26 protein-coding genes are annotated in these 25,464 nt (G+C 37.7%); 21 read left to right on the forward strand and 5 right to left on the reverse strand.

What is annotated here, in order from left to right; all coding sequences use genetic code 11:
• The first annotated feature begins 123 nt into the window (after positions 1-123).
• The 17 genes from BLR83_RS00225 to ileS all read left to right on the forward strand — a co-directional run bounded on the left by BLR83_RS00225 (position 124) and on the right by ileS (position 17,627).
• Entirely contained in the window at positions 124-648 is a 525-nt protein-coding gene (locus BLR83_RS00225) for a Dps family protein (RefSeq protein ID WP_074559453.1), read from the forward strand.
• A 130-nt stretch (positions 649-778) separates the two neighbouring features.
• A complete protein-coding gene (locus BLR83_RS00230; protein ID WP_006531568.1) occupies positions 779-988 on the forward strand; it encodes a YqgQ family protein in 210 nt (69 codons plus the stop codon).
• Complete coding sequence (locus BLR83_RS00235) at positions 981-1,949, forward strand: ROK family glucokinase (RefSeq protein ID WP_020916362.1); 969 nt, start codon at positions 981-983, stop codon at positions 1,947-1,949. The genes BLR83_RS00230 and BLR83_RS00235 overlap by 8 nt, the downstream gene beginning before the upstream one ends.
• Before the next feature lie 11 nt (positions 1,950-1,960).
• Positions 1,961-2,341 carry a rhodanese-like domain-containing protein gene (locus BLR83_RS00240; protein WP_074559454.1) on the forward strand — a complete coding sequence of 127 codons (381 nt, stop codon included), beginning with the start codon at positions 1,961-1,963 and terminating at the stop codon, positions 2,339-2,341.
• A 183-nt stretch (positions 2,342-2,524) separates the two neighbouring features.
• Positions 2,525-4,369, forward strand: coding sequence for a translational GTPase TypA (gene typA / locus BLR83_RS00245; protein WP_074559456.1), 1,845 nt, complete (start codon positions 2,525-2,527; stop codon positions 4,367-4,369).
• 89 nt (positions 4,370-4,458) lie between these two features.
• Entirely contained in the window at positions 4,459-4,731 is a 273-nt protein-coding gene (locus tag BLR83_RS00250; RefSeq protein WP_039697289.1) for a DUF3165 family protein, read from the forward strand.
• 142 nt (positions 4,732-4,873) lie between these two features.
• Positions 4,874-6,229, forward strand: coding sequence for a UDP-N-acetylmuramoyl-L-alanine--D-glutamate ligase (gene murD, locus BLR83_RS00255; protein ID WP_074559458.1), 1,356 nt, complete (start codon positions 4,874-4,876; stop codon positions 6,227-6,229).
• A gap of 2 nt (positions 6,230-6,231) precedes the next feature.
• Positions 6,232-7,308 (forward strand): UDP-N-acetylglucosamine--N-acetylmuramyl-(pentapeptide) pyrophosphoryl-undecaprenol N-acetylglucosamine transferase, encoded by a 1,077-nt coding sequence (locus tag BLR83_RS00260; protein ID WP_074559461.1) that lies wholly within the window; start codon positions 6,232-6,234, stop codon positions 7,306-7,308.
• Positions 7,309-8,544: a cell division protein FtsQ/DivIB gene (locus BLR83_RS00265; RefSeq protein ID WP_074559469.1), complete on the forward strand. Its 1,236-nt coding sequence runs from the start codon at positions 7,309-7,311 to the stop codon at positions 8,542-8,544. It abuts the gene before it with no gap.
• Between the two features lie 135 nt (positions 8,545-8,679).
• Entirely contained in the window at positions 8,680-10,053 is a 1,374-nt protein-coding gene (ftsA, locus tag BLR83_RS00270; RefSeq protein WP_074559471.1) for a cell division protein FtsA, read from the forward strand.
• A gap of 19 nt (positions 10,054-10,072) precedes the next feature.
• Positions 10,073-11,398 (forward strand): cell division protein FtsZ, encoded by a 1,326-nt coding sequence (ftsZ, locus tag BLR83_RS00275; protein ID WP_039697285.1) that lies wholly within the window; start codon positions 10,073-10,075, stop codon positions 11,396-11,398.
• Entirely contained in the window at positions 11,398-12,072 is a 675-nt protein-coding gene (locus BLR83_RS00280; RefSeq protein WP_074559473.1) for a YggS family pyridoxal phosphate-dependent enzyme, read from the forward strand. Before ftsZ ends, BLR83_RS00280 begins: the two co-directional genes overlap by 1 nt.
• 12 nt (positions 12,073-12,084) lie before the next feature.
• Positions 12,085-12,693, forward strand: a complete 609-nt coding sequence (locus BLR83_RS00285) for a cell division protein SepF (protein ID WP_074559476.1) — start codon at positions 12,085-12,087, stop codon at positions 12,691-12,693.
• Between the two features lie 3 nt (positions 12,694-12,696).
• Positions 12,697-12,954: a YggT family protein gene (locus BLR83_RS00290; protein ID WP_074559478.1), complete on the forward strand. Its 258-nt coding sequence runs from the start codon at positions 12,697-12,699 to the stop codon at positions 12,952-12,954.
• Entirely contained in the window at positions 12,951-13,736 is a 786-nt protein-coding gene (locus tag BLR83_RS00295; protein ID WP_074559480.1) for a YlmH family RNA-binding protein, read from the forward strand. The genes BLR83_RS00290 and BLR83_RS00295 overlap by 4 nt, the downstream gene beginning before the upstream one ends.
• A gap of 10 nt (positions 13,737-13,746) precedes the next feature.
• Positions 13,747-14,505, forward strand: a complete 759-nt coding sequence (locus BLR83_RS00300) for a DivIVA domain-containing protein (protein ID WP_074559481.1) — start codon at positions 13,747-13,749, stop codon at positions 14,503-14,505.
• A gap of 323 nt (positions 14,506-14,828) precedes the next feature.
• Positions 14,829-17,627 carry an isoleucine--tRNA ligase gene (gene ileS, locus BLR83_RS00305; RefSeq protein WP_074559483.1) on the forward strand — a complete coding sequence of 933 codons (2,799 nt, stop codon included), beginning with the start codon at positions 14,829-14,831 and terminating at the stop codon, positions 17,625-17,627.
• A gap of 87 nt (positions 17,628-17,714) precedes the next feature.
• Here ileS and BLR83_RS00310 read toward each other — a convergent pair whose 3' ends face one another.
• From BLR83_RS00310 to BLR83_RS00330, 5 genes are all read right to left on the reverse strand, one after another.
• The gene (locus BLR83_RS00310; protein WP_020916381.1) at positions 17,715-18,017 is read right to left on the reverse strand and encodes a DUF1827 family protein; all 303 of its coding nucleotides are present in this window, start codon (positions 18,015-18,017) and stop codon (positions 17,715-17,717) included.
• Between the two features lie 71 nt (positions 18,018-18,088).
• Positions 18,089-18,535 carry an NUDIX hydrolase gene (locus tag BLR83_RS00315; protein ID WP_074559484.1) on the reverse strand — a complete coding sequence of 149 codons (447 nt, stop codon included), beginning with the start codon at positions 18,533-18,535 and terminating at the stop codon, positions 18,089-18,091.
• A gap of 198 nt (positions 18,536-18,733) precedes the next feature.
• Positions 18,734-21,019 (reverse strand): ATP-dependent Clp protease ATP-binding subunit, encoded by a 2,286-nt coding sequence (locus tag BLR83_RS00320; protein WP_074559486.1) that lies wholly within the window; start codon positions 21,017-21,019, stop codon positions 18,734-18,736.
• 109 nt (positions 21,020-21,128) lie between these two features.
• The gene (locus BLR83_RS00325; RefSeq protein ID WP_074559487.1) at positions 21,129-21,692 is read right to left on the reverse strand and encodes a DUF3278 domain-containing protein; all 564 of its coding nucleotides are present in this window, start codon (positions 21,690-21,692) and stop codon (positions 21,129-21,131) included.
• A gap of 29 nt (positions 21,693-21,721) precedes the next feature.
• Entirely contained in the window at positions 21,722-21,919 is a 198-nt protein-coding gene (locus tag BLR83_RS00330; protein WP_039697275.1) for a helix-turn-helix transcriptional regulator, read from the reverse strand.
• A gap of 174 nt (positions 21,920-22,093) precedes the next feature.
• On the opposite strand from BLR83_RS00330, the gene argF reads away from it, so the two are divergent.
• The 4 genes from argF to BLR83_RS00350 all read left to right on the forward strand — a co-directional run bounded on the left by argF (position 22,094) and on the right by BLR83_RS00350 (position 25,152).
• Positions 22,094-23,074 (forward strand): ornithine carbamoyltransferase, encoded by a 981-nt coding sequence (gene argF / locus BLR83_RS00335; protein ID WP_074561075.1) that lies wholly within the window; start codon positions 22,094-22,096, stop codon positions 23,072-23,074.
• A gap of 116 nt (positions 23,075-23,190) precedes the next feature.
• Complete coding sequence (locus BLR83_RS00340) at positions 23,191-23,421, forward strand: DUF1797 family protein (RefSeq protein ID WP_004230761.1); 231 nt, start codon at positions 23,191-23,193, stop codon at positions 23,419-23,421.
• A gap of 310 nt (positions 23,422-23,731) precedes the next feature.
• Positions 23,732-24,418, forward strand: coding sequence for an amino acid ABC transporter permease (locus BLR83_RS00345; RefSeq protein WP_020916387.1), 687 nt, complete (start codon positions 23,732-23,734; stop codon positions 24,416-24,418).
• Entirely contained in the window at positions 24,418-25,152 is a 735-nt protein-coding gene (locus tag BLR83_RS00350) for an amino acid ABC transporter ATP-binding protein (protein ID WP_074559489.1), read from the forward strand. Before BLR83_RS00345 ends, BLR83_RS00350 begins: the two co-directional genes overlap by 1 nt.
• Positions 25,153-25,464 lie beyond the last annotated feature (312 nt).

The following is a 25,464-nucleotide window of genomic DNA, read 5'->3' on the forward strand; positions in this document are numbered from 1 at the left end:
AAAATTTTTTAAAATTTGTGAGCATATTATTTGCAGCTTATTTAGAATTATTCTAAAATAGAAGCATAAAGAAAAGGAAAATATTCCTAGAACAACTGATTATTTTTTTAGAGGAGGTCGCTTATGACTCAAACAATGACTGAAACTATTTACGCATCTGTAACACATAACATTTCACAAAATACAAAAAACGCTAAAACAAAGGCTGTGCTTAATCAAGCAGTAGCAGATCTTTCAAAAGCTGCTTCAATCGTTCACCAAATCCACTGGTACATGCGTGGTGCTGGATTCTTCTACCTTCACCCAAAAATGGATGAATTGATGGACGGACTTAACGCTAACTTGGATGAAATCAGCGAACGTTTGATTACAATCGGTGGCGCACCATTCTCTACACTTAAAGAATTCGATGAAAATTCTAAACTAGAAGAAACTGCTGGTTCATTTGATAAGACAATGGACGAAAATCTTGCTCGTTTGGTTGAAGTTTACACTTACCTTACAGCTCTTTACCAAGTCGGTCTTGATGTGACTGACGAAGAAGGAGATGCTCCATCAAATGACATCTTCACAGCAGCGAAATCTGATGCTGAAAAAACAATTTGGATGCTTCAAGCCGAACGCGGACAAGCTCCAGGACTTAAATAATTAAGAAAAAACGTGATAGTGGGCCGAAAGGTCCACTATTTTTTCATGAAAACAAATGAAAACGTGAAAATAAAGAAAACGATTGCATATCCTATTGAAAAAGAGTCTTATTTTTGATAAAATGCTTTGTATGAAAACTTTATTTGACGTGCAGCAACTGTTGAAACGGTTCGGCATTTTTGTCTATATCGGTAAACGTCTTTATGATATAGAAGTCATGAAACTTGAACTTGAGAAATTGTATGAAAATGGGTTGATTGACAAGGCTGACTACCTGAATGCAGAATTAATTTTGCGTCGCGAGCACCGTTTAGAAATGGAGAAAGAAAATAATGACTAAAAAACTTTTAGGGATTGACCTAGGTGGAACAACGATTAAATTCGGTATCCTAACTCTTGAAGGTGAAGTTCAAGAAAAGTGGGCAATCGATACAAATACACTTGAAGATGGAAAACACATCGTTCCTGATATTGTTGAATCAATCAAACACCGTTTGAACCTTTACGGTTTGACAAAAGATGATTTTGCTGGTATCGGTATGGGTTCACCAGGTGCTGTTGACCGTGAAAACAAAACTGTTACAGGTGCCTTCAACTTGAACTGGGCTCACACTGAAGAAGTTGGTTCAGTTATCGAACGTGAACTTGGTATTCCATTTGCTATCGACAACGATGCTAACGTAGCTGCTCTTGGTGAACGTTGGACAGGTGCTGGTGCTAACAACCCTGATGTTGTTTTCGTAACACTTGGAACTGGTGTTGGTGGTGGTGTTATCGCTGATGGTAACCTTATCCACGGTGTAGCTGGTGCTGGTGGAGAAATCGGTCACATGAACGTTGAACCAGTTGATGGCTTTGAATGTACATGTGGTAACAAAGGATGTCTTGAAACAGTTGCTTCAGCAACAGGTGTTGTTCGTGTAGCTCGTCACTTGGCAGAAGAATACGAAGGTGATTCAAAAATCAAAGCTTCTATCGACAATGGTGACGTTGTAACAAGTAAAGATATCTTTGTAGCTGCTGAAGCTGGTGATAAATTTGCTGACTCAGTTGTTGAAAAAGTTGGTTTCTACCTTGGACAAGCAACTGCAAACATCGCAAACATCTTGAACCCAGACTCAGTTGTTATCGGTGGTGGTGTATCAGCTGCGGGTGAATTCTTGCGTAGCCGTGTTGAAAAATACTTCGTAACATACGCATTCCCACAAGTTCGTAAAACAACTAAAGTTAAAATCGCTGAACTTGGTAACGATGCTGGTATCATCGGTGCTGCAAGTCTTGCAAGCCAATTTGTAGATTAAGAGGCAAAAAAATGAACTGGATGATTTTTCTAATTGCTTTAGTCGTTATCATTGGCTGGTTCGCATGGACATACATTAGTGTTCGTCGTTCAGCTAAATTCATTGATAATGCAGAATTTGAAAGCATGATTCACACAAGTCAATTGATTGACGTTCGTGAAGCAGCTGCTTTCAAAACAAAACACATTATGGGAGCGCGTAATCTCCCAGCTAGCCAAATTCAATTGTCTTACTCAGCTATTCGTAAAGACAAACCAGTTCTTTTATATGACAGCAGTAGAAGTGCTGCCCTTCCACGTGTTATCAAAATACTGAAAAAAGCTGGTTACACAAATCTTTACGTCCTCAAAGACGGCTTTGATTATTGGACTGGTAAAATTAAAGAAGGTTAATAAAAAGAAAGTCTATCTGACTTTCTTTTTTCTTTTCAAAAAAGAACATTTATGAGCCTTTGATGAATATTTAATAGTAAAATCTATTTCTGAAAACATTTACACGGCTTTTGACGATGTTTTTTTAGGTGAAATATGATATAATTCAAAAGTTAGAATAAATTAAAAATAAATCGAGGAATCATGACTAAATTAAGAGAAGATATTCGTAACGTGGCGATTATCGCCCACGTTGACCACGGGAAAACAACCCTTGTTGATGAATTATTGAAACAATCACACACACTTGACGAACGTAAAGAATTGCAAGAACGTGCAATGGACTCAAACGATCTTGAAAAAGAACGCGGAATCACAATCCTTGCTAAAAACACTGCAGTTGCTTACAACGGTGTTCGTATCAATATCATGGACACACCAGGACACGCGGACTTCGGTGGAGAAGTTGAACGTATCATGAAAATGGTTGATGGTGTTGTTCTTGTTGTCGATGCTTACGAAGGTACTATGCCTCAAACACGTTTCGTGTTGAAAAAAGCTCTTGAACAAAACTTGACACCAATCGTTGTTGTTAACAAAATTGATAAACCATCAGCTCGTCCAGCAGAAGTTGTTGACGAAGTTCTTGAACTTTTCATCGAACTTGGTGCTGATGATGATCAATTAGAATTCCCAGTTGTTTACGCATCAGCTATCAACGGTACATCATCACTTTCTGATGACCCAGCTGATCAAGAACACACAATGGCTCCAGTCTTTGATACAATCATTGACCACATTCCTGCTCCAGTTGACAACTCAGAAGAACCACTTCAATTCCAAGTGTCACTTCTTGATTACAACGATTTCGTTGGACGTATCGGTATCGGACGTATCTTCCGTGGTACTGTTAAAGTTGGTGACCAAGTTACACTTTCTAAACTTGATGGCTCAACTAAAAACTTCCGTGTTACGAAATTGTTTGGTTTCTTCGGACTTGAACGTCGTGAAATCCAAGAAGCTAAAGCTGGTGATTTGATTGCTATCTCAGGTATGGAAGATATCTTCGTTGGTGAAACAATCACTCCAACTGATTGCGTTGAACCACTTCCAATCCTTCACATTGACGAACCAACTCTTCAAATGACATTCTTGGCAAATAACTCACCATTTGCAGGTCGTGAAGGTAAATTCGTAACATCTCGTAAAGTTGAAGAACGTTTGCTTGCTGAATTGCAAACTGACGTATCACTTCGTGTTGACCCAACTGATTCACCAGATAAATGGACTGTATCAGGTCGTGGTGAATTGCACTTATCAATCCTTATCGAAACAATGCGTCGTGAAGGATACGAACTTCAAGTATCACGTCCAGAAGTTATCATTAAAGAAATTGATGGCGTGAAATGCGAACCATTCGAACGTGTTCAAATCGATACACCAGAAGAATACCAAGGTTCAGTTATCCAATCATTGTCAGAACGTAAAGGTGAAATGATTGACATGCAATCAACTGGTAACGGTCAAACACGTCTTGTCTTCTTGGCACCAGCTCGTGGACTTATCGGTTACCCAACTGAGTTCCTTTCAATGACTCACGGTTACGGTATCATGAACCACACATTCGACCAATACATGCCAGTTATCAATGCTGAAATCGGTGGACGTCGTCGTGGTGCTCTTGTATCTATCGATACTGGTAAAGCAACAACATACTCAATCATGTCTGTTGAAGAACGCGGAACAATCTTCGTTAACCCAGGTACTGAAGTATACGAAGGTATGATTATCGGTGAAAACTCACGTGAAAACGACTTGACAGTTAACATCACTAAAGCTAAACAAATGACAAACGTTCGTTCAGCTACTAAAGACCAAACTGCCGTTATCAAAACTCCACGTATCTTGACTCTTGAAGAATCACTTGAATTCTTGAACGATGACGAATACATGGAAGTTACACCAGAATCAATCCGTTTGCGTAAACAAATTCTTGATAAAAACTTGCGCGCTAAAGCAGCTAAAAAGAAAAAATCAGCTGAAGAGTAAAATAGTCTGCTAGACTATTTTAGTTCCAAACTTAAAATAAACTCGGAAAACAATACACATAAATTTGAATTGTAGGAAGGAATCATGAAATGTTTTATTTAATTATTGCAATCTTAATTATTTCATACTATATTTTCATGGCTCCTAAAACAATTCGTAATACTCTTGGGATGATTGGTTTTGTTGGCTTAGTTGCAATGCTACTTGTTTTAGCAGTAATGAGCTTTGTTAAAATCATGCAATCACCACCTGAAATTTTTCTTGCACTTGCTATGGTTGCCTTGGGATTTTTCGCGCTAAGGGATGTCTATCGCTTACCTGTTAAGAAAAATGAAAATGAGCAATATAGCGAAAGAGGCTGAGTATTTACTCAGCTTTTTTTGTCATAAACACTCTATCAGACATTGCGACACTAAGATTGTCTTAAATGCCGTAGAATGATTGAAAAACGCCTTAAATAAAGGTAGAATATTATTATATTTGCAATGTTAGAATGGATATATTATGAAAAAAATTGAAACATTTGAAAATAAAAAAGTCTTAGTTCTTGGTTTAGCAAAATCTGGAGAAGCTGCAGCGCGTCTCCTTGAAAAATTAGGTGCTATCGTTACAGTCAACGATGGTAAACCATTTGATGAAAATCCAGCTGCACAATCTCTTCTTGAAGAAGGTATTAAAGTTATCTGTGGTAGTCATCCACTAGAACTTTTGGATGAAAACTTTGAATTGATGGTTAAAAACCCAGGAATTCGTTACGATAATCCAATGGTAGCTCGCGCTATCGAAAAAAATATTCCAGTTATCACAGAAGTTGAGTTGGCTTACATGATTTCAGATGCCCCAATTATTGGTATCACTGGTTCAAATGGTAAAACAACAACAACAACTATGATTGCTGAAACATTGAATAACGGCGGTAAATCAGGTCTTCTTTCAGGAAATATTGGTTTTCCTGCTTCTGAAGTGGCACAAACTGCTACAGACAAAGACACTTTGGTTATGGAATTGTCATCATTCCAATTGATGGGAACTGATACTTTCCACCCACACATGGCTGTTATTACAAATCTTATGCCAACACACATTGACTACCACGGTAGCTTTGAAGAATATGTTGTTGCAAAATGGAATATTCAAAAGAATATGACTGCAGATGATTATTTGGTGCTTAACTTCAACCAAGATTTGGCAAAAGAATTAGCACAAAAAACAGCAGCACAAGTTGTCCCATTCTCTACAACTGAAAAAGTTGATGGTGCTTACCTAGATGGTGATACTTTGTACTTCAAAGATGAAGCTATCATGAAAGCATCTGAAATCGGTGTTCCTGGTAGCCACAACGTTGAAAATGCTTTGGCAACTATTGCAATTGCAAAACTTTCAGGTATTGCAAATGAAGCCATCAAAGAAACTTTGTCACATTTTGGTGGGGTTAAACACCGTCTTCAAGCTCTTGGTGAAGTTAACGGTATTAAATTCTATAACGATTCTAAATCAACAAACATTCTAGCAACTCAAAAAGCTCTTTCAGGATTTGATAACTCAAAAGTTATCTTGATTGCTGGTGGTCTTGACCGTGGTAATGAATTCGATGAGCTTGTTCCTGATATTACAGGTGTTAAATTGATGGTCATCCTTGGGGAATCAGCTCCACGTGTGAAACGCGCAGCTGACAAAGCACAAGTTCCTTACGTTGATGCTAAAGATGTCGCAGATGCTGCTCGTATTGCTTACAGTAAAGCTGAAGCTGGCGACGTTGTTCTCTTGAGCCCTGCCAACGCAAGCTGGGATATGTATAAGAGCTTTGAAGTTCGTGGTGATGAATTTATCGCAACCTTTGAAGCTATTAAAGGAGAATAAGCATGGCTAAAAAAATCGTATTTACCGGTGGTGGTACAGTTGGTCATGTTACCTTGAACTTGATTCTTATCCCAAAATTCCTCAAAGATGGTTGGGAAGTTCACTACATTGGTGATAAACATGGAATTGAACACGAACAAATTGAAAAGTCAGGTCTAGATGTTACCTTCCATTCTATTGCAACAGGAAAATTAAGACGTTATTTTTCATGGCAAAACATGCTTGATGTGTTCAAAGTTTCATTTGGAATTCTTCAATCAATTGCTATCATTGCTAAAATTCGTCCACAAGCCCTTTTCTCAAAAGGTGGCTTTGTGTCTGTCCCACCAGTCATTGCTGCAAAAACGTTAGGAGTTCCTGTTTTTGTGCATGAATCTGACTTATCAATGGGATTAGCTAATAAAATTGCTTACAAATTTGCGACTACAATGTACACAACCTTTGAACAAGCCAAAGGCTTGGTGAAAGCAAAACACGTTGGTGCGATTACAAAAGTTGGTAGCAAAGTTGCTTACGATAACAGCAAAATTGAAGAAATCAAAAAACACTTTAACCCAGATTTGAAAACACTTCTTTTCATCGGTGGTTCTGCCGGGGCACGTGTTTTCAATGACTTTATTACAAATACTCCAGAATTAGTTGACCACTATAATGTCATCAACATTTCAGGAGATAAAAGTTTAAACGGATTGAGTCAAAATTTCTATCGAATTGATTATGTCACAGACCTTTATCAGCCTTTGATGGATATGGCAGATGCTGTTGTGACACGCGGTGGTTCGAATACTATTTTTGAGTTAGTGGCTATGAATAAATTGCACTTGATTGTGCCTCTTGGAAAAGAAGCAAGCCGAGGAGATCAGCTTGAAAATGCAGCTTACTTTGAGAAAAAAGGTTATGCTCGCCAACTTTCTGAGGATCAACTCACTTTCACACATTTGCAAGAAGAGCTCACTCAACTCTTTGAACAAGAAAATAGTTATCACACACAAATGAAAAATTCCACTGAAATCAAGTCACAAGAAGAATTTTATGATCTGCTTAAACATGATATTTCTAAGACTGCAAAAGGAATTTAAATGACAAAAAAGAAAGAGCCTAAAAAAAGTCAAAAAGATAAATCAGAAAAAAAATCAGCTTTGACAGAATGGCAAAAACGTAATATTGAGTTTCTAAAGAAAAAAGAAGCTGAAAAAGCGGAAAAGAAAAAACGCCAAGAAAAATTACGCTTAGAGCGCAAGCCGAAAGCAACAGATACTGATACCAAAGCTGAAAAAGTCGAAGAAAAAGCTTTGACTGCAGAAGAAAAGAAAAAGGCTAAAGAAGCTAAAAAAGAAGAAGCTAGAAAAGCCAAAGAGGCTAAAAAATTACAAAAACTGGAAGCCAAAAAAGAGAAAACACCTCTTCAAAAAGCGATTCATCATGCGCTACCAGTTATCATCACTGCTACAGTTATTCTGTTGATTTCAATCTTTTTAGTAACCCCATTTAGTAAAAAGAAAATCATTACAGTTACGGGGACATCAACGGTTAGTCAAGAAGAAGTGATTAGAGATTCAGGAATTAAACCGTCAAACTATCTCTTTTCATTAATTTTCCACCATTCAACTTATGAAAAAAATATTATTAGTAAGAATAAAATGGTTAAAAGCGCTAAGTTTACTTACCGTTTCCCAAATAAATTAAACATTGATGTTAAAGAGTACAGCATTATTGCTTATGCTCAAACTGATGATGGTTATCAGCCAATCCTTGAAAACGGGACTCGTATTGGTCTTGTAGGAGCTTCTGAATTGCCAGATAGTTTCTTGACGATTAATTTATCATCGGAAAAAGATATTCAAAAACTCGTTAACGCTTTTTCAAAATTAGACAAAGATTTGGTTAATCAAATTCAAATTGTCAGCTCAGCAGATTCTGCGACTACGTCAGATTTGCTAAAACTAGAGATGCATGACGGAAATGTTGTTCGTGTGCCATTATCTGAAGTAGCTAAGAAATTACCATATTATTTGAAGATAAAAGATAGCTTACCAGAAAACAGCATTGTTGATATGGAAGTGGGAATTTATGCAACTTCTGAATCCATTGAAGCATCTGTTGCAGCGGATAAAGAAAAAGCTAAAAACGAAAACAAAGAAGAATCAGAATCTGATTCTAAATCTGACGAAGAAAACTCTCAAACCGAGTCGAGTGAGGAAGCTACAGCAACGGAATCAAGCGAAGCTGAAAGTGCAGAAAATCAAGCTCCAGAAGCTACAAATGAAGAGCATCCGAACGAAACTGCAGTAGTTGAACAAGTAGCTCAACAATAAAATTAAGATTCTATAACAAAAAACGTAAAATGATAACATTTTACGTTTTTTTATGATATAATATTTTCTGAATAATTCTGATTTTATGCAGATTTTAGAATAGTAAATGATTGGAAAGATAGTGAGGTCGAGTGAATGGCTAGAAATGGCTTTTTTACAGGATTAGATATAGGGACAAGCTCGATTAAAGTTCTAGTAGCAGAATTTGTTTCTGGCGAAATGAACGTGATTGGTGTGAGTAACGTTCCCAGCACGGGAGTAAAAGACGGTATTATTATAGATATTGAAGCAGCTGCAGAAGCAATCAAAACAGCGGTTGAACAAGCAGAAGAAAAAGCTGGAATGACAATCGATAAGATTAATGTTGGTCTTCCTGCTAACCTACTTCAAATCGAACCAACTCAAGGGATGATTCCTGTTCCTAGTGAATCAAAAGAAATCAAAGATGAAGATGTTGATAGCGTTGTTAAATCAGCATTGACTAAGAGCATCACTCCAGAACGTGAAGTTATCTCTTTGATTCCAGAAGAATTTATCGTTGATGGTTTCCAAGGTATTCGTGACCCACGTGGTATGATGGGAATTCGTTTGGAAATGCGTGGATTGATTTACACTGGACCAACAACAATTCTTCATAACCTTCGTAAAACAGTAGAACGCGCTGGTATCAGTGTTGAAAATGTTATTATTTCACCACTTGCTTTGGCAAAATCAGTTCTTAACGAAGGTGAACGTGAATTTGGTGCTACTGTGATTGATATGGGTGGCGGTCAAACAACCGTTGCTTCTATGCGAGCACAAGAATTACAATACACAAACATCTATGCAGAAGGTGGCGAATATGTCACTAAAGACATTTCTAAAGTCTTGAAAACTTCTATGGAAATTGCTGAAGCCCTTAAATTTAACTTTGGTCAAGCAAACTTAGAAGAAGCAAGCTCTTCAGAAACTGTTCAAGTAGATGTTGTTGGTAGCGAATCTCCAATTTCAGTTAGTGAACGCTACTTATCAGAAATCATTTCTGCACGAGTTCGCCACATTTTAGATCGTGTTAAACAAGACCTAGAACGTGGACGTTTACTTGACCTACCAGGAGGAATTATCCTTGTTGGTGGTGGAGCAATTATGCCAGGTGTGGTAGAAGTTGCTCAAGAAATCTTTGGAACAACTGTCAAACTACACGTTCCAAATCAAGTTGGTATCCGCAATCCAATGTTTGCTAACGTTATTAGCTTAGTTGAATACGTTGGTACAATGAGCGAAGTTGATGTTATTGCTCAACGTGCGGTGTCTGGTGAAGAATTACTTCGTCGTAAACCAGTTGATTTCGAACCACAACCAAAAGTACAAGCACCACAACGAGTGGTTTATAACAATGAACCTGCTGTACCAGTTAATGAAAACATGGTACCACAACCAGCTCCAGTTCAGCCTGTACAAAGACACGAAGAACCAAAATCAAAATTTAGCGAACGTGTTCGTGGTATTTTCGGAAGTATGTTTGACTAATAATAAGTGAGGAATAAAAATGGCATTTTCATTTGACACAGCATCAGTACAAGGTGCAGTTATTAAAGTTATTGGTGTCGGTGGTGGCGGAGGTAACGCCATCAACCGCATGATTGATGAAGGTGTTGCTGGTGTTGAATTTATCGCAGCAAACACTGATATCCAAGCATTGAGCTCTTCAAAAGCTGAAACTGTTATTCAGTTAGGCCCTAAATTGACTCGTGGACTCGGTGCTGGAGGACAACCTGAGGTTGGTCGTAAAGCCGCTGAAGAAAGCGAAGAAGTATTGACTGAAGCTCTTACAGGTGCTGACATGGTCTTCATCACTGCTGGTATGGGTGGTGGATCTGGTACAGGTGCTGCACCAGTTATCGCACGTATCGCTAAAAGCCTTGGAGCTCTTACAGTTGCAGTTGTAACACGTCCATTTGGTTTTGAAGGTAACAAACGTGGTAACTTCGCTGCAGAAGGTATCCAAGAACTTCGTGAACAAGTTGATACATTGCTTATCATTTCAAATAACAACCTTCTTGAAATTGTTGATAAGAAAACTCCACTTCTTGAAGCTCTTAAAGAAGCAGATAACGTGCTTCGCCAAGGTGTTCAAGGTATTACTGATTTGATTACAAATCCAGGTCTTATCAACCTTGACTTTGCCGATGTTAAAACAGTTATGGCTAACAAAGGTAACGCTCTTATGGGTATCGGTATCGGTTCTGGTGAAGAACGTATCACTGAAGCAGCTCGTAAAGCTATCTTCTCTCCACTTCTTGAAACAACAATCGATGGTGCTGAAGATGTTATCGTTAACGTAACTGGTGGTCTTGACATGACTCTTACTGAAGCAGAAGAAGCTTCTGAAATCATCAGTCAAGCAGCTGGTAAAGGTGTTAACATCTGGCTTGGTACATCTATTGATGACACAATGAAAGATGAAATCCGTGTAACTGTTGTAGCTACAGGTGTTCATCAAGATCGTGCAGAACAAGTAGCAGGATTCCGTCCACAAGCAACTCGTTCATTTGCACAAAACAACGCACAACAAGCAGCTGGCGCTCAATACGCTTCAGAACGTGCTCAACAACCTGGTCAAGCAGCTTTTGAACGTCGTTCAAACTTTGACTATGATATGAGCGAAAACCATGCAATGCCAGCTCCACAACAACCAACAGCAAATCAATCACAACAAAAAGATAATTCATTTGGAAATTGGGACCTTCGTCGCGACAACATCGCACGTCCAACAGAAGGCGAACTTGATAGCAAATTGACAATGTCAACATTTACAGCTAATGAAGATGCTGATGATGAACTTGAAACACCACCATTCTTCAAAAATCGTTAATGACCGATTTTCAAAAAAATAAAGACCTTGTTTTTGAACAGGTTGCGCAAGCAACAAAAGCAGCCAATCGTTCACAAGAAAGTGTCAAGATTATTGCTGTGACGAAGTATGTTGATAGTGGTGTTGCTGCTCGTCTTATTGGCACAGGTATTGAACATATTGGTGAAAATAGGGTCGATATGTTTCTGGATAAGTATGAAGCGTTAAAAGATAAAAATTTAACATGGCACCTAATCGGTACTCTACAGCGTCGTAAGGTAAAAAATGTCATTAATTACGTTGATTATTTTCACGCTTTAGATTCTGTTAAATTAGCTGCTGAAATCCAGAAAAGAGCAGAGCATCCCATTAAATGCTTCCTACAGGTTAATATTTCCGAGGAAGAGAGTAAACACGGCTTTAAAGTTTCAGAAATTGATGAAGCTTTAGCTGAAATCTCTGACTTTGATAAAGTGGAAATTGTAGGATTGATGACGATGGCGCCTAAGAATGCTTCTGAAAGTGAAATTGACGACATTTTTGGAAAAGCCGACAAACTTAGACAAGAGTTGCAGGCACGACAATTAGCTCATATGCCATTTACCGAATTAAGTATGGGCATGAGTGGTGATTTTCCAATTGCTATTCGCAATGGGGCAACTTTTGTTAGAATTGGTTCATCATTCTTTAAATAACGGGAGAAAAACATGGCTTTTAAAGATAAATTTGACAAACTAATCTCTTATTTCGATACTGATGAGGTAAGTGATGTTGAAGAAACTGTTGAAGATGAGGTTAGACAACCTCGTGTTCAACAACAAGTTGAGGCTAAGCCACAGCCAGCACCTAGACGAGCAGAACAGCAATTTTCATCAGCACGAGCTCAACAAGTTCAAGCTGGTGGAGCTGTTCGTCAGCGTGTGCAACCTCAACAAAGACGTGCAGCTGATGAAAATCCGCACGTTCATTCATTGAATCAACGTCGTGAAGAACAATTGCAAGTTCGAAACAATCAAACGACTACAACAATTGCTTTGAAATACCCTCGTAAATATGAGGATGCTCAAGAAATCGTTGATTTGTTGATTGTTAACGAATGTGTTTTGATTGATTTTCAATATATGCTTGATGCTCAAGCACGTCGTTGTCTTGATTTTATTGATGGTGCAAGTAAAGTTCTTTATGGTAGTCTTCAAAAAGTTGGTAGTTCAATGTATTTGTTGACACCATCAAATGTGATCGTCAATCTCGAAGAACTTCCAATCCCAAATGCGGGACAAGATGTTGGGTTCGATTTTGACATGAAGAGACGCTAATATATGATTTTTGTATTAATTGTACTATTAAAAACCATTCAATTTTACTCTTATCTGCTAATTGCGTATGCGCTCCTATCTTGGTTTCCTGGTGCGTATAACACTGGATTTGGTCGTTTACTGGTTCAAATTGTTGAACCAGTAATTAAAACTTTTCAACGTTTAAATCTTCAATTTATGGGATTGGACTTTACGATTTGGGCCGCGGTTATTGCCTTAAATCTCTTGAGTCGCTTTCTTATTATGTTATTGGTTCGATGAAAAAAGAAATTTACCAACATTTTCGACCTGAAGAGTATGACTTCATTGAAAAAATGGATGACATCGCTCAGAGGGTCGAAGAGACATACGCTTATTCATTAACAGATTTTCTAAATCCTCGCCAAGTTGATATTGCTAAAAGTATTCTTGGAAATCGAGGCTTGCGTTACTTTGTTTCGAGTGATTATTATCCTGCAGAGTACGCACGTATACTAGTTGCACCTGATTACTATGAGCTAAATTTGGAAGATTTCGAGTTAGCACTGCTAGAAGTGAACTATAATTCGAAATTTAATCAATTGACTCACGCTCAAATAATGGGAACTTTACTTCACAAGCTTGGAGTTAAGCGAACGATTATTGGAGATATTTTAGTTGAACAAGGCTACGCACAGTTATTAGTTACGGAAAATATGGTTGATTATTTTCGAGCTAATGTTACAAAGATTGCAAAAGCAAGCGTAAGCCTAAAAGAGATTTCACTTGATCAGTTGATTAAGGGAGAAAAGGAATCTCATCAGCTTGATATCATGGTTTCAAGTATGCGTTTGGATAAAGTTCTAGCAACAGTTTTGAAGCTTTCACGAAGTCAAGCTATTCAGTTGATCAGTGCTGAAAAGGTAAAGCTTAATTATCAGACGCTTGATAGACCTTCAGAAATGCTTCAAGTTGGAGATTTGATTAGTGTTAGAGGATTTGGTCGTTTTTCTATCTTAAGTGAGAATGGACTTACGAAGAATGGAAAATACAAATTGACCGTAGATAAGATGATACATAAATAAGGAGAAATCAATGGCACTTACAGCACTTGATATTAAAGATAAAACATTTAAATTAAAATTTCGTGGATACGACGAAGAAGAAGTTAATGAATTTCTTGATATTGTTGTCGATGACTACGAAGACTTGGTTCGTCGCAATCATGAACAAGAAAACAGAATCAAAGATTTGGAAGACAAACTTGCTTACTTTGATGAAATGAAAGAATCTTTGAGCCAATCTGTTATTCTTGCTCAAGAAACTGCTGAAAAAGTTAAAACATCAGCTAATGATGAAGCTGCTAACCTTGTTAGCAAAGCTAACTACGATGCACAACATTTGATTGACGAAGCAAAATCTAAAGCAAACCAAATCTTGCGTGATGCAACAGATGAAGCTAAACGTGTTGCAGTTGAAACAGAAGACTTGAAACGTCAAACTCGTGTCTTCCACCAACGTTTGGTTGCTGCTATCGAAGGTCAACTTGGTTTGACAAATTCACCAGAATGGACAGAATTGTTGCAACCAACAGCTGTTTACCTTCAAAATTCAGATGCAGCTTTCCGTGAAGTTGTTGAAAAAGTTTTGGAAGAAGAAATGCCTGAAGCTGATGATGAATTGTCAATGGATGCTACACGTCAATTCACTCCAGAAGAAATGGAAGAATTGCAACGTCGTGTAGAAGCAGGAAACAAACACCTTGAAGAAACACAAAAACTTCCTGTTATTGATGATGCTGATGACATCAATCTTAACGAAACACAAACATTTAAATTAAATATTGAAGAATAAGAAAAACGCGATTGATATGCTATATTAACAGCGAGTGGACGATGGTGCGAGGTCTGCAATCACTGGGATATCAGTTATCCTTTTCTAAGATTTTATCTGAATAAAGTAAGATAAAAGGGATAAACTCACCTTACGGGTTAAAGAGGGAAATTTAGATTTCTACCCTATTTTTAGTGTAGCTAAATTTCTAAACTAAGGTGGTACCACGAGCTTTCGTCCTTATTGAGACGAGAGCTCGTTTTGTTTTACCACTTCAAAAAGTCATTTTTCTGTCAATGAGTCAATCATGGGCAGTTGAATATTATTTATTATAAGGAGTAGTCATGAAATTAAAAGAAACGCTTAATCTTGGAAAAACTGCTTTTCCAATGCGTGCTGGACTCCCAAACAAAGAGCCTAAATGGCAAAAAGAATGGGAAGAAGCAGACATCTATGCTAAACGTCAACAATTAAACGAAGGCAAACCTTCATTCAACCTCCACGATGGACCTCCATATGCCAATGGTAATATCCACGTTGGTCACGCCATGAACAAAATTTCTAAAGACATTATTGTGCGTTCAAAATCAATGTCTGGTTTCCGTGCTCCTTATGTTCCTGGTTGGGATACACATGGACTTCCAATTGAACAAGTATTGGCTAAAAAAGGTGTAAAACGTAAAGAAATTCCTTTGACTGAATACCTTGAAATGTGTCGTGAATACGCTCTTAGCCAAGTAGACAAACAACGTGAAGACTTCAAACGTCTTGGTGTGTCTGCTGATTGGGAAAATCCATATGTAACACTTATCCCTGCATACGAAGCTGCACAAATTCGTGTCTTTGGTGCAATGGCTGATAAAGGTTATATCTACCGTGGTGCAAAACCAGTTTACTGGTCATGGTCATCAGAATCAGCTCTTGCCGAAGCTGAAATTGAATATCACGATATTGACTCAACATCACTTTACTATGCTAACAAAGTTAAAGATGGTAAAGGTGTGCTTGATACTGATACTTATATCGTTGTTTGGACAACAACTCCATTTACAGTAACTGCTTCACGTGGTTTGACTGTTGGTCCTGATATGGATTATGTTGTTGTTAAACCTGCTAACGATGATCGTAAATTTGTTGTTGCGGAAGCTCTTCTTGATAGCCTTGCTGAAAAATTCGGTTGGGAATCATTTGAAGTTCTTGCAAAACACAAAGGTACTGAACTTGAATACATCGTTACTGAACACCCATGGGATACAGAAGTAGACGAACTTGTTATCTTGGGTGACCACGTTACACTTGATTCTGGTACTGGTGTTGTCCACACTGCCCCAGGTTTTGGTGAAGATGACTACAATGTAGGTATCAAATACAACCTTGAAGTTGCTGTTACAGTTGACGAACGCGGTATCATGATGGAAAATGCTGGCCCTGAATTCCAAGGTCAATTCTATGATAAAGTTGTTCCAACAGTAAAAGAAAAACTTGGTGATCTTTTACTTGCTAGCGAAGTTATCACTCACTCATACCCATTTGACTGGCGTACTAAAAAACCAATCATCTGGCGTGCTGTTCCACAATGGTTCGCATCTGTTTCTAAATTCCGTCAAGACATCCTTGATGAAATTGATCGCACAACATTCTATCCAGAATGGGGTCGCACTCGTCTTTACAACATGATTCGTGACCGTGGTGACTGGGTAATCTCACGTCAACGTGCATGGGGTGTTCCACTTCCAATCTTCTATGCTGAAGATGGTACAGCTATCATGACTAAAGAAGTGACTGATCACGTGGCTGACTTGTTCGAAGAATTCGGTTCAATCGTATGGTGGGAACGTGATGCCAAAGACCTTCTTCCTGAAGGATTCACTCACCCAGGTTCACCAAATGGTGAATTCACTAAAGAAACTGATATCATGGACGTATGGTTCGATTCAGGTTCTTCATGGAATGGTGTTATGAATGCTCGTGAAGGTTTGGAATATCCAGCTGATCTTTACCTTGAAGGTTCTGACCAATACCGTGGTTGGTTCAACTCATCATTGATCACTTCAGTTGCTGTTAACGGACATGCACCTTACAAAGCTGTGCTTTCACAAGGTTTCGTTCTTGATGGTAAAGGTGAAAAAATGTCTAAATCTAAAGGTAACATCATTTCACCAAACGACGTTGCAAAACAATACGGTGCTGAAATCCTTCGTTTGTGGGTTGCTTCAGTAGATACTGATGCTGACGTACGTGTTTCTATGGAAATCCTTGGTCAAGTTTCAGAAACTTACCGTAAAATCCGTAACACACTTCGTTTCTTGATTGCTAACACAACAGACTTCAATCCAAATAAAGATGCTGTAGCTTATGAAGACTTGCGTTCAGTTGATAAATACATGACTGTTAAATTCAACCAATTGGTAGCAACAATCCGTAAAGCTTATGAAGACTATGACTTCATGACAATTTACAAAGCTGTTGTTAACTTTATCACAGTTGATTTGTCAGCATTCTACCTTGATTTTGCCAAAGACGTTGTTTACATCGAAGCAGCAGACAATATTGCTCGCCGTCAAATGCAAACAGTCTTCTACGATATCTTGGTTAAAATCACTAAATTATTGACTCCAATTCTTCCACACACAGCTGAAGAAATCTGGTCATACCTTGAATTCGAACCAGAAGAATTCGTTCAATTATCAGAATTACCAGATGCTGAAGTCTTCGAAGGTCAAGAAAATATTCTTGAAGAATGGGATGCCTTCATGACACTTCGTAACCAAGCTCAAAAAGCTTTGGAAGAAGCTCGTAACGCTAAAGTTATTGGTAAATCATTAGAAGCTCACTTGACAATTTACGCTGGTGAAGAAGTGAAAACTCTTCTTGCTGCCCTTGATAGTGACATTGCTCAATTGTTGATCGTATCACAATTGACTGTTACTGACGAAGCTGCTCCAGCAGATGCAGTTGCCTTTGATGGTGTTGCCTTTACAGTAGCTCATGCTGAAGGTGAAGTTTGTGATCGTTGCCGTCGCGTAGACCCAACAGCTAAAGAACGTTCATACGGTGTTACAATTTGTGACCACTGTGCTGAAATCGTTGAAGCTAACTTCCCAGAAGCAGTTGCAGAAGGCTTTGAAGTTAAAGCAAAATAATGCGATAACCTATAATAACTAAAAACGAACTCATTTGAGTTCGTTTTTTTGTATGTAAACTAAAAAAATCAGGTTTTTAAAACCTGATTAGTGAACTGTTGGGAAGGAAATTTCAATTAGATTCGCTGTATGCAAGGTTTTCAACTGATCTAATTGAACGGTAGATTTGTCAATTTTGCGTTTGAGGAAGAATTCCCGAATGGCTTCGATTTCACTTTCTTTGATAGCACGATACTTGTTTGAAATCAACAGTTCGTAATGACTTGGTGCTTTAGTGAAAACAACATCGGTATTTCCTGCAGAGTAAGTCTCAACGAGTTTAGCGTCCGTGTTTCGAAGCTGGTTACGAACTAGCTCGGAATGACTACTTGTTGTGTTGATTAACCTCATAAATTTCCTCCTATGAACTTTCTACCATTATTATAACACTATTTTAGGTGAAAAACTTAGATTATGAGATTTTAATGATGATTTTTTTTCCAAGCATCAACACCCCATTTATGGCTGCCACGTTTTAATTTTACAATAGCTTCATCGACTGGGAACCAAGCAAGGTGATTGAAATCTTCAAGCGGTGCCCCAATTTTTTCATAATGTGTGACTTCATAGAGGTAAGCTGGGTTATAAAAATAAGTATCACGATGACGTGAATAGAAGTACTCGTCAGCTTGTCCGTAATAATAACCAAGTTCAGCTGAGAAGCCGAGTTCTTCAATAAGTTCGCGTTTTAAGGCTGAAAAATGATCTTCGCCCGCTTCGATTTCTCCGCCTGGAAGGAACCAAGAGCCGTTAGGGGCTTGAACTAAAATGATTTGGTCTTTAGTTGCATTTGGAATGATGGCATACACTCCATAGCGTGCCTTGTATTCAACATTATCAAGTTTTTCACCAAAAGTTGGATTTGACATAATATTCTCCTATAAAACAAGTGTCCGAATGAGTGGAGATGGAATGATTAATCTCTAAAGTAGATTTGTAAGAGTGGCTATTGTTGTTATTATACTAAAAAAAGTTGTCTTTTGCTAGAAAATTGTCGGAATATTTTGATTTTGATAATTGGTTGATATAAAAAAGCCTAGAAAATCTGATTTTCTAGGCTAAATTTATTATTCTGCTGAGACAGTTTCTTCTTTTTCAACTTTTTTAGCTGATTTAATGACAATTTTACCGTTACTTGTCATCACTGCCTTCAAATCTTTTTCAGTTGGGTGTTCAAGGTAGAAGTCGGTAATAGCATCTTCGATATAATCTTGGATAGTACGACGTAATGGACGAGCTCCCATCTTAGGATCGTAACCAAGGTCGACAAGTTTTTCTTTAACTTTATCAGTTACTTCAAGATGAATATCGTTAGTTGCTAAACGGTTATTGACATCGTCAAGCATAAGGTTAACGATATGAAGGAGGTTATCTTTGCTTAATGCCTTAAATTCAATAATACCATCAAAACGGTTCATGAATTCAGGACTGAAGAAGTCACCAAGTTGTCCAAGAACAGAATTAGTACGTCCTTCGCGTGCAGCACCGAAACCAACTGAAGCTTCTGTTTTACCAGTACCAGCATTAGATGTCATGATGATAATAGTATCTTTAAAGCTTACGGTACGTCCTTGACCGTCAGTCAAGCGACCATCATCAAGAACTTGCAAGAACATGTGCATGACATCAGGGTGTGCTTTTTCAACTTCATCAAGCAAGATGAGTGAGTATGGATTTCGACGAACTTTTTCAGTCAATTGACCAGCTTCTTCGTAACCAACATATCCCGGAGGGGCTCCGACGAGTTTAGCGACGGCGTGTTTTTCCATGTATTCAGACATGTCAAAACGAATCATGCTGTCAGCTGAACCAAAGAGTTCGATAGCTAGTTGTTTTGAAAGTTCTGTTTTACCGACACCAGTAGGACCGACAAAGAGGAATGAACCAATTGGACGGTTTGGTGTACCAAGACCAACACGGTTACGACGGATGGCTTTTGCAATCTTATCAACGGCTTCGTCTTGACCAATAACGTGTTCTTTCAAGTCATCAGCAAGGTGAATTAATTGTGATTGTTCTTTTTCTTTCAAGTCACCAACAGGGATGTTTGTTTTTTCTTCAACGATTGCTTCGATAGTTTTCTCAGTAATCACTGGAATATCATCTTCGTTGATGGTTTGTTTTTGCATTTCCTTGTATTTAGCGATTTGATCACGGAAATATGCTGCGCGTTCGTAATCTTCTTCACGAGTGGCTTGAGTTTTTAGGTTTTCGGCTTGAACTAAACGTTTGTCAATTTCTTTTGGATCAACAAAGTTGAGTGTCAAGTTCATCTTAGAACCCGCTTCATCGAGAAGGTCAATAGCTTTATCTGGAAGGAAACGGTCTTGAATGTAGCGATTTGAAAGGGTAGCAGCAGCTTCGATAGCATCATCACTGTATTTAACATGGTGATAATCTTCGTATTTCTTTTGAATACCACGAAGAATAGTGATAGTTTCTTCGACGCTTGGTTCGTCAACTTTTACAGGTTGCATACGACGTTCAAGCGCAGCATCTTTTTCGATGATACGGTATTCATTGAGAGTAGTTGCACCAACCAATTGTAGCTCACCACGAGCAAGAGCTGGTTTCAAGATGTTACCAGCATCCATGTTACCGTCACCAGCATTACCGGCACCGACAATTTCGTGGATTTCATCGATGAAGAGGATAACATCTTTACGTTCACGGATTTCTTCCATGAGCTTTTGCATACGTTCTTCAAATTGACCACGAATACCAGTTCCTTGAACAAGGCTTACCACATCTAGGCGGATAACTTGTTTATTTTGGAGTTTTTGTGGAACGTTTCCGTCGACAATTTTTTGGGCTAAGCCTTCAACAACGGCTGTTTTACCAACACCAGGTTCCCCGATAAGAACAGGATTATTTTTTGTACGGCGGTTAAGGATTTCGATAACACGAACAATTTCAGCATCACGTCCGATAACAGGGTCGATATCACCACGGCGTGCGATATCAGTAACGTTGATACCAAATTCTTCTAGCAAGCCTTTAGGCTCTTGTTGTGCTGGTCCGTTTGGGCGGAAATTGTTGTTGCCATTGCCACCACGTCCGTTATTATTGCCTCCACCAGATTGAGTTGGAGGAGTATTTTGGAATCCTTGGCTACCAAATGCTGGGAATCCGCTGAGATTACTAAAGAAATCGTCGAAAGGATTCGATGATTGGTTTGTTTGGTTAGAAGATGATTGAGGATTACCTCCTAATCCTCCTAAAATAGCGTTATTTGGGTCAGTTTTCATAATTTGATAGCAATTTTGACACAAATCAATTTGCTTTTGCTGACCATTGACATTTGTATACAGGTGAATAGTAGATTCATTTAAATGACAATTTTGACAGAGCATATAAAATACCCTCCTTTCGTAATGTCTGACTAAAGTAATAAAGGTCAAAGATAGTCAGATTTCATACTTACATTATAGCACTAGCCACTAGGAAATCAAGTAAAAAGCATTAAAAAATTAGCACTCTTATAAAAAGAGTGCTAATCCTTTTCAGGGTCAATTGGCTAGCAGCCATAGACCCCATAACAGCTCCAAAAATAAAACCAGAAAAAATGAGGATGCTTAAGAAGAGAGGATTGAACAAAATTTCAAAAGGATTTTCACCTTCTTGCCATTTGCTAAACATATTAAAAACAAGCATAAAAATGGTAAAAACAACTCCACTAAGCCAACCTTTTTTCTTAGCTTTTTGACGCTCTATCTCAAGTTTATCTCTTGGGACTTCAAAAGGTCCTTGCAAGTCTCTATTTGTCAGCATTGTCATCAACACCATTGGCAGGATAAAAATAATGAAAAAAGCATTGCAGTAGAGAAAAAATTCAGCAGATTTTTTCCAGACAGTGCTCAAGAGAAAAGTGAGAGCTGTTGAAATAAATTCGAAAAGGAAGAGCAAGATAAATAATTTATTTCCAATTCGGTTAACTTCTTGCTCACGGTATTCGTCCAATGCTCCATTAATACCATAAAATCGTTTGATGAATCGTGGCCATAGCGGCCCTTTACTTTTTTTCATGACTAAATCTCCTAATTCCCAATTTCTTTTTAAAGATGGCGAGTCTCCCAAAATAGTGTATTTAGATCAGTTCCTAATGCCTCGGCTAACTTGATGCAAAGGTCAAGTGAAGGATTGTACTTGTTATTTTCAATTAAATTAACGGTTTGCCTTGCGATTCCTATTTGCTTAGCAAGGGCTAGCTGAGAAATACCTAAATTAGTTCGAAATTCTTTAACTCGGTTCATTTTTCCATCCTAATCTTTCTTGCATTAAGTATAGTACAATATATATGACATGTCAATTATAAGTGACATGGTTTTCTGAATTAAAATTTATTTTTATTCAAAATAGGCTTGACAAAGTGTATAATTATGCTAAAATTAGGTATATTATTCAAGAAGAAAAGGATGGATTGGCCTATGGTTTTTAATAATTCGTTTTTGAAAGAGATTGATTTTACTAAGGAAGAACTGACTAATCTGATTGATTTGGGATTGAAATTTAAAGAGTTGAAAAAGAAGAAAATTGCTCATAAATATTTAGAAGGCTTAAATATCGCTCTTATTTTCGAGAAGACAAGTACCAGAACACGTTCTGCTTTTACAGTAGCAGGGCAAGATTTAGGGATGAATGTGACCTATCTTGGAAGCAGTGAAATTCAACTTGGTAAAAAAGAATCCGTAATTGATACGGCAAAAGTTCTAGGTTCAATGTTTGATGGGATTGAATACCGTGGCTTCAAGCAATCTGATGTTGAAGCTTTGGCAGAATTTTCTGGTGTGCCTGTCTGGAATGGTTTGACAGATACTTGGCATCCAACACAAATGATTGCTGACTTTATGACATTAAAAGAAGTTTTTGGAAAACTAGAAGGTTTGACAATCGCTTATGTCGGGGATGGACGCAACAATATGGCAAATTCTTTGCTAGTTACCTCAGCTATTCTTGGTGTGAATGTAAAAATCATTGCGCCAGCCAGCTTACAGCCAGAAAAAGAAATCATTGAGATCGCACAAGAACACAATAACGGAGCTGAATTAACTATTACTGATGACCTTGATGCTGTTTGCGGCGTTGATATGCTTTACACAGATGTTTGGGTGTCAATGGGTGAAAAAGTTGATTTTAAAGAACGTATCGACCTTTTGTTACCTTATCAAATTAATGCTGATTTGGTTGAAAAGACAGGAAATCCAGATGTAATTGTCATGCATTGCCTGCCTGCTTTCCACGATTTAAACACAGAAATTGGTCAAGATATCTATGATAAATATGGTTTAGCTGAACTTGAAATCACAGATGAAGTCTTCCAAAAATACAGCTCAGTCATTTTCCAAGAAGCTGAGAACCGCATGCATTCTATCAAAGCGATTATGTATAATTCCCTAAAAGAGATTTAAAACGTTCTTTTTTGACGAGAAATTGTGATAAATGTGAGAAAATGCACTCTCTTGTTGTTTGTTTAGGAGAAATTATGTTAAAATAGTAGGGACAATAAACGAAGAGGAGAATAGTCATGGAATCACATTTGGTGAGAATTATCAATCGTCTTGAATTAATGACGACTGATGGTAGCAATCTTAAACGTAATTTTGAACGTGATGGTGTCGTTGTGGCAGAAGTGTCTTTCAGCAATGACCCTGAAAATGGTCCAGTTTTCACTTTGCGTGATGTTGAAGCACGTGAGTCTTACTCATTTGACAGCATTGATTTGATCGCAATGGAAATTTACGATCTTCTTTACTAAGATAAAGAAAAAATTCAGACACAGTATAAGGGCAAAGGATTTTAAGTCCTTTCCATCCTATTTTTAAGTGTGGTTTCTGTGCTTTCTTATATTGCTATTTTGAATTGATAAAAGCCTAGGATTTTCTAGGCTTTTTTGTTTTTTATAAATGCTTGATAGTTAGGCAAAAATTCTTTTTAATCGTTTTGAATAGAAGTGTCTAAAATCCCTATATATCAATCTTTTTGAGCAAAATCATCCTTTAGTGGTGATTGGTATTTTTATTCAACATATGTTATAATTAATTGATTATTGCTTATAGGAGACACAAATGGATTTTTCATTTTTACCAAAGTATTGGGCTTATTTTAACTACGGTGTCCTTGTAACCATTATGATTTCAGCTTGTGTTGTCTTTTTCGGGACAATCATTGGTATCTTGGTTGCTTTAGTTAAACGTACAAATATTAAAATTTTAAATTGGATTGCTAGTTTTTATGTTTGGGTCTTTCGTGGAACTCCGATGGTCGTGCAAATCATGATTGCCTTTGCTTGGATGCATTTTAGTAATGCGCCTATCGTAGGTTTTGGTGTTTTGGACCTTGACTTTTCACGTTTGCTTCCAGGTATTATTATCATTTCGCTAAATAGCGGAGCTTATATTTCTGAAATTGTTCGTGCCGGTATCGAAGCAGTGCCAAAAGGGCAGCTTGAAGCAGCATATTCACTTGGAATTCGCCCTGTGAATGCAATGCGCTATGTTATTTTGCCGCAAGCTCTTAAAAATATCTTACCAGCTCTTGGTAATGAATTTATTACGATTATCAAAGACAGTTCACTTCTTCAAACAATTGGTGTTATGGAATTGTGGAACGGTGCGCAATCAGTCGTAACTGCTACATACCTACCAATCACTCCACTCTTGTTTGCTGCATTCTATTACCTCATGGTGACTACAGTCTTGTCATTCTTGCTTAAAAAACTTGAAAATCGTATGGGAAATGGAGGTAGCAACTAATGTCAGAAACTCTTATTTCAATTAAAGGCCTTCATAAATATTTCGGAAAAAATGAAGTGCTTAAAGGCATTGATCTTGATATTAAAGCAGGTGAAGTTGTTGTTATCATTGGACCTTCAGGATCTGGAAAATCAACTTTCCTTCGTACAATGAACTTGCTTGAAACACCTACTAAAGGAGTGATTACCTTTGAAGGTGTTGATATTACCGACAAGAAAAATGATATTTTCAAAATGCGTGAAAAAATGGGAATGGTTTTCCAACAATTCAACCTCTTCCCAAATATGACTGTGCTTGATAACATCACTTTGTCACCAATTAAGACAAAAGGTGTTCCTAAAGAAGAAGCGCAAGCTAAAGCCTATGATTTGCTAGATAAAGTTGGTCTTCGCGATAAAGCTGATGCCTACCCAACAAGTCTATCAGGTGGTCAACAACAACGTATTGCTATTGCGCGTGGTCTTGCCATGGATCCAGATGTTCTTCTTTTTGATGAACCAACATCAGCACTTGACCCAGAAATGGTTGGTGAAGTTCTTGGCGTTATGCAAGATTTGGCGAAATCTGGTATGACAATGGCGATTGTAACGCACGAAATGGGATTTGCGCGTGAAGTTGCTGATCGTGTTATCTTCATGGATGGTGGCGTGATTGTTGAACAAGGTTCACCAGAAGATGTTTTCGAAAACACTAAAGAAGCACGTACAAAAGATTTCTTGAGTAAAGTTTTGTAAGAAAAAATAACCCCAGTTGAGTTACAAACTCGACTGAGGTTTTTTTATTATAAAAAAACGAAAGTTAAAGGCACTTAAAAATGAGTGGAATATTAACTATAAATTAGTAGATTTTATACATTAAGCACACTTAATTTTTATGTTTTAGTTATTTTTAAGAGTGTTTTAGTCTATGAAAGGACTGTGAAAACAGCTATATTATAACGATTCTAAATAAGGGGTGGTTTTATTTAGAATGATTCTAATCAATGTATAAATAAAGAAAAAAATTAATTTTTATGGTTTTTTTCGCTTATGTTTATGATATAATGA

Origin of the sequence: Streptococcus equinus (assembly GCF_900101445.1) — a bacterium.
Lineage (GTDB): Bacteria > Bacillota > Bacilli > Lactobacillales > Streptococcaceae > Streptococcus > Streptococcus equinus_B.

Bases quoted from the DNA above. Each gene is read 5' to 3' on its own strand.
- BLR83_RS00225 (WP_074559453.1), top strand. From the start codon at position 124: ATGACTCAAACAATGACTGAAACTATTTACGCATCTGTAACACATAAC.
- BLR83_RS00230 (WP_006531568.1), top strand. From the start codon at position 779: ATGAAAACTTTATTTGACGTGCAGCAACTGTTGAAACGGTTCGGCATT.
- BLR83_RS00235 (WP_020916362.1), top strand. From the start codon at position 981: ATGACTAAAAAACTTTTAGGGATTGACCTAGGTGGAACAACGATTAAA.
- BLR83_RS00240 (WP_074559454.1), top strand. From the start codon at position 1,961: ATGAACTGGATGATTTTTCTAATTGCTTTAGTCGTTATCATTGGCTGG.
- typA (WP_074559456.1), top strand. From the start codon at position 2,525: ATGACTAAATTAAGAGAAGATATTCGTAACGTGGCGATTATCGCCCAC.
- BLR83_RS00250 (WP_039697289.1), top strand. From the start codon at position 4,459: ATGTTTTATTTAATTATTGCAATCTTAATTATTTCATACTATATTTTC.
- murD (WP_074559458.1), top strand. From the start codon at position 4,874: ATGAAAAAAATTGAAACATTTGAAAATAAAAAAGTCTTAGTTCTTGGT.
- BLR83_RS00260 (WP_074559461.1), top strand. From the start codon at position 6,232: ATGGCTAAAAAAATCGTATTTACCGGTGGTGGTACAGTTGGTCATGTT.
- BLR83_RS00265 (WP_074559469.1), top strand. From the start codon at position 7,309: ATGACAAAAAAGAAAGAGCCTAAAAAAAGTCAAAAAGATAAATCAGAA.
- ftsA (WP_074559471.1), top strand. From the start codon at position 8,680: ATGGCTAGAAATGGCTTTTTTACAGGATTAGATATAGGGACAAGCTCG.
- ftsZ (WP_039697285.1), top strand. From the start codon at position 10,073: ATGGCATTTTCATTTGACACAGCATCAGTACAAGGTGCAGTTATTAAA.
- BLR83_RS00280 (WP_074559473.1), top strand. From the start codon at position 11,398: ATGACCGATTTTCAAAAAAATAAAGACCTTGTTTTTGAACAGGTTGCG.
- BLR83_RS00285 (WP_074559476.1), top strand. From the start codon at position 12,085: ATGGCTTTTAAAGATAAATTTGACAAACTAATCTCTTATTTCGATACT.
- BLR83_RS00290 (WP_074559478.1), top strand. From the start codon at position 12,697: ATGATTTTTGTATTAATTGTACTATTAAAAACCATTCAATTTTACTCT.
- BLR83_RS00295 (WP_074559480.1), top strand. From the start codon at position 12,951: ATGAAAAAAGAAATTTACCAACATTTTCGACCTGAAGAGTATGACTTC.
- BLR83_RS00300 (WP_074559481.1), top strand. From the start codon at position 13,747: ATGGCACTTACAGCACTTGATATTAAAGATAAAACATTTAAATTAAAA.
- ileS (WP_074559483.1), top strand. From the start codon at position 14,829: ATGAAATTAAAAGAAACGCTTAATCTTGGAAAAACTGCTTTTCCAATG.
- BLR83_RS00310 (WP_020916381.1), bottom strand. From the start codon at position 18,017: ATGAGGTTAATCAACACAACAAGTAGTCATTCCGAGCTAGTTCGTAAC.
- BLR83_RS00315 (WP_074559484.1), bottom strand. From the start codon at position 18,535: ATGTCAAATCCAACTTTTGGTGAAAAACTTGATAATGTTGAATACAAG.
- BLR83_RS00320 (WP_074559486.1), bottom strand. From the start codon at position 21,019: ATGCTCTGTCAAAATTGTCATTTAAATGAATCTACTATTCACCTGTAT.
- BLR83_RS00325 (WP_074559487.1), bottom strand. From the start codon at position 21,692: ATGAAAAAAAGTAAAGGGCCGCTATGGCCACGATTCATCAAACGATTT.
- BLR83_RS00330 (WP_039697275.1), bottom strand. From the start codon at position 21,919: ATGAACCGAGTTAAAGAATTTCGAACTAATTTAGGTATTTCTCAGCTA.
- argF (WP_074561075.1), top strand. From the start codon at position 22,094: ATGGTTTTTAATAATTCGTTTTTGAAAGAGATTGATTTTACTAAGGAA.
- BLR83_RS00340 (WP_004230761.1), top strand. From the start codon at position 23,191: ATGGAATCACATTTGGTGAGAATTATCAATCGTCTTGAATTAATGACG.
- BLR83_RS00345 (WP_020916387.1), top strand. From the start codon at position 23,732: ATGGATTTTTCATTTTTACCAAAGTATTGGGCTTATTTTAACTACGGT.
- BLR83_RS00350 (WP_074559489.1), top strand. From the start codon at position 24,418: ATGTCAGAAACTCTTATTTCAATTAAAGGCCTTCATAAATATTTCGGA.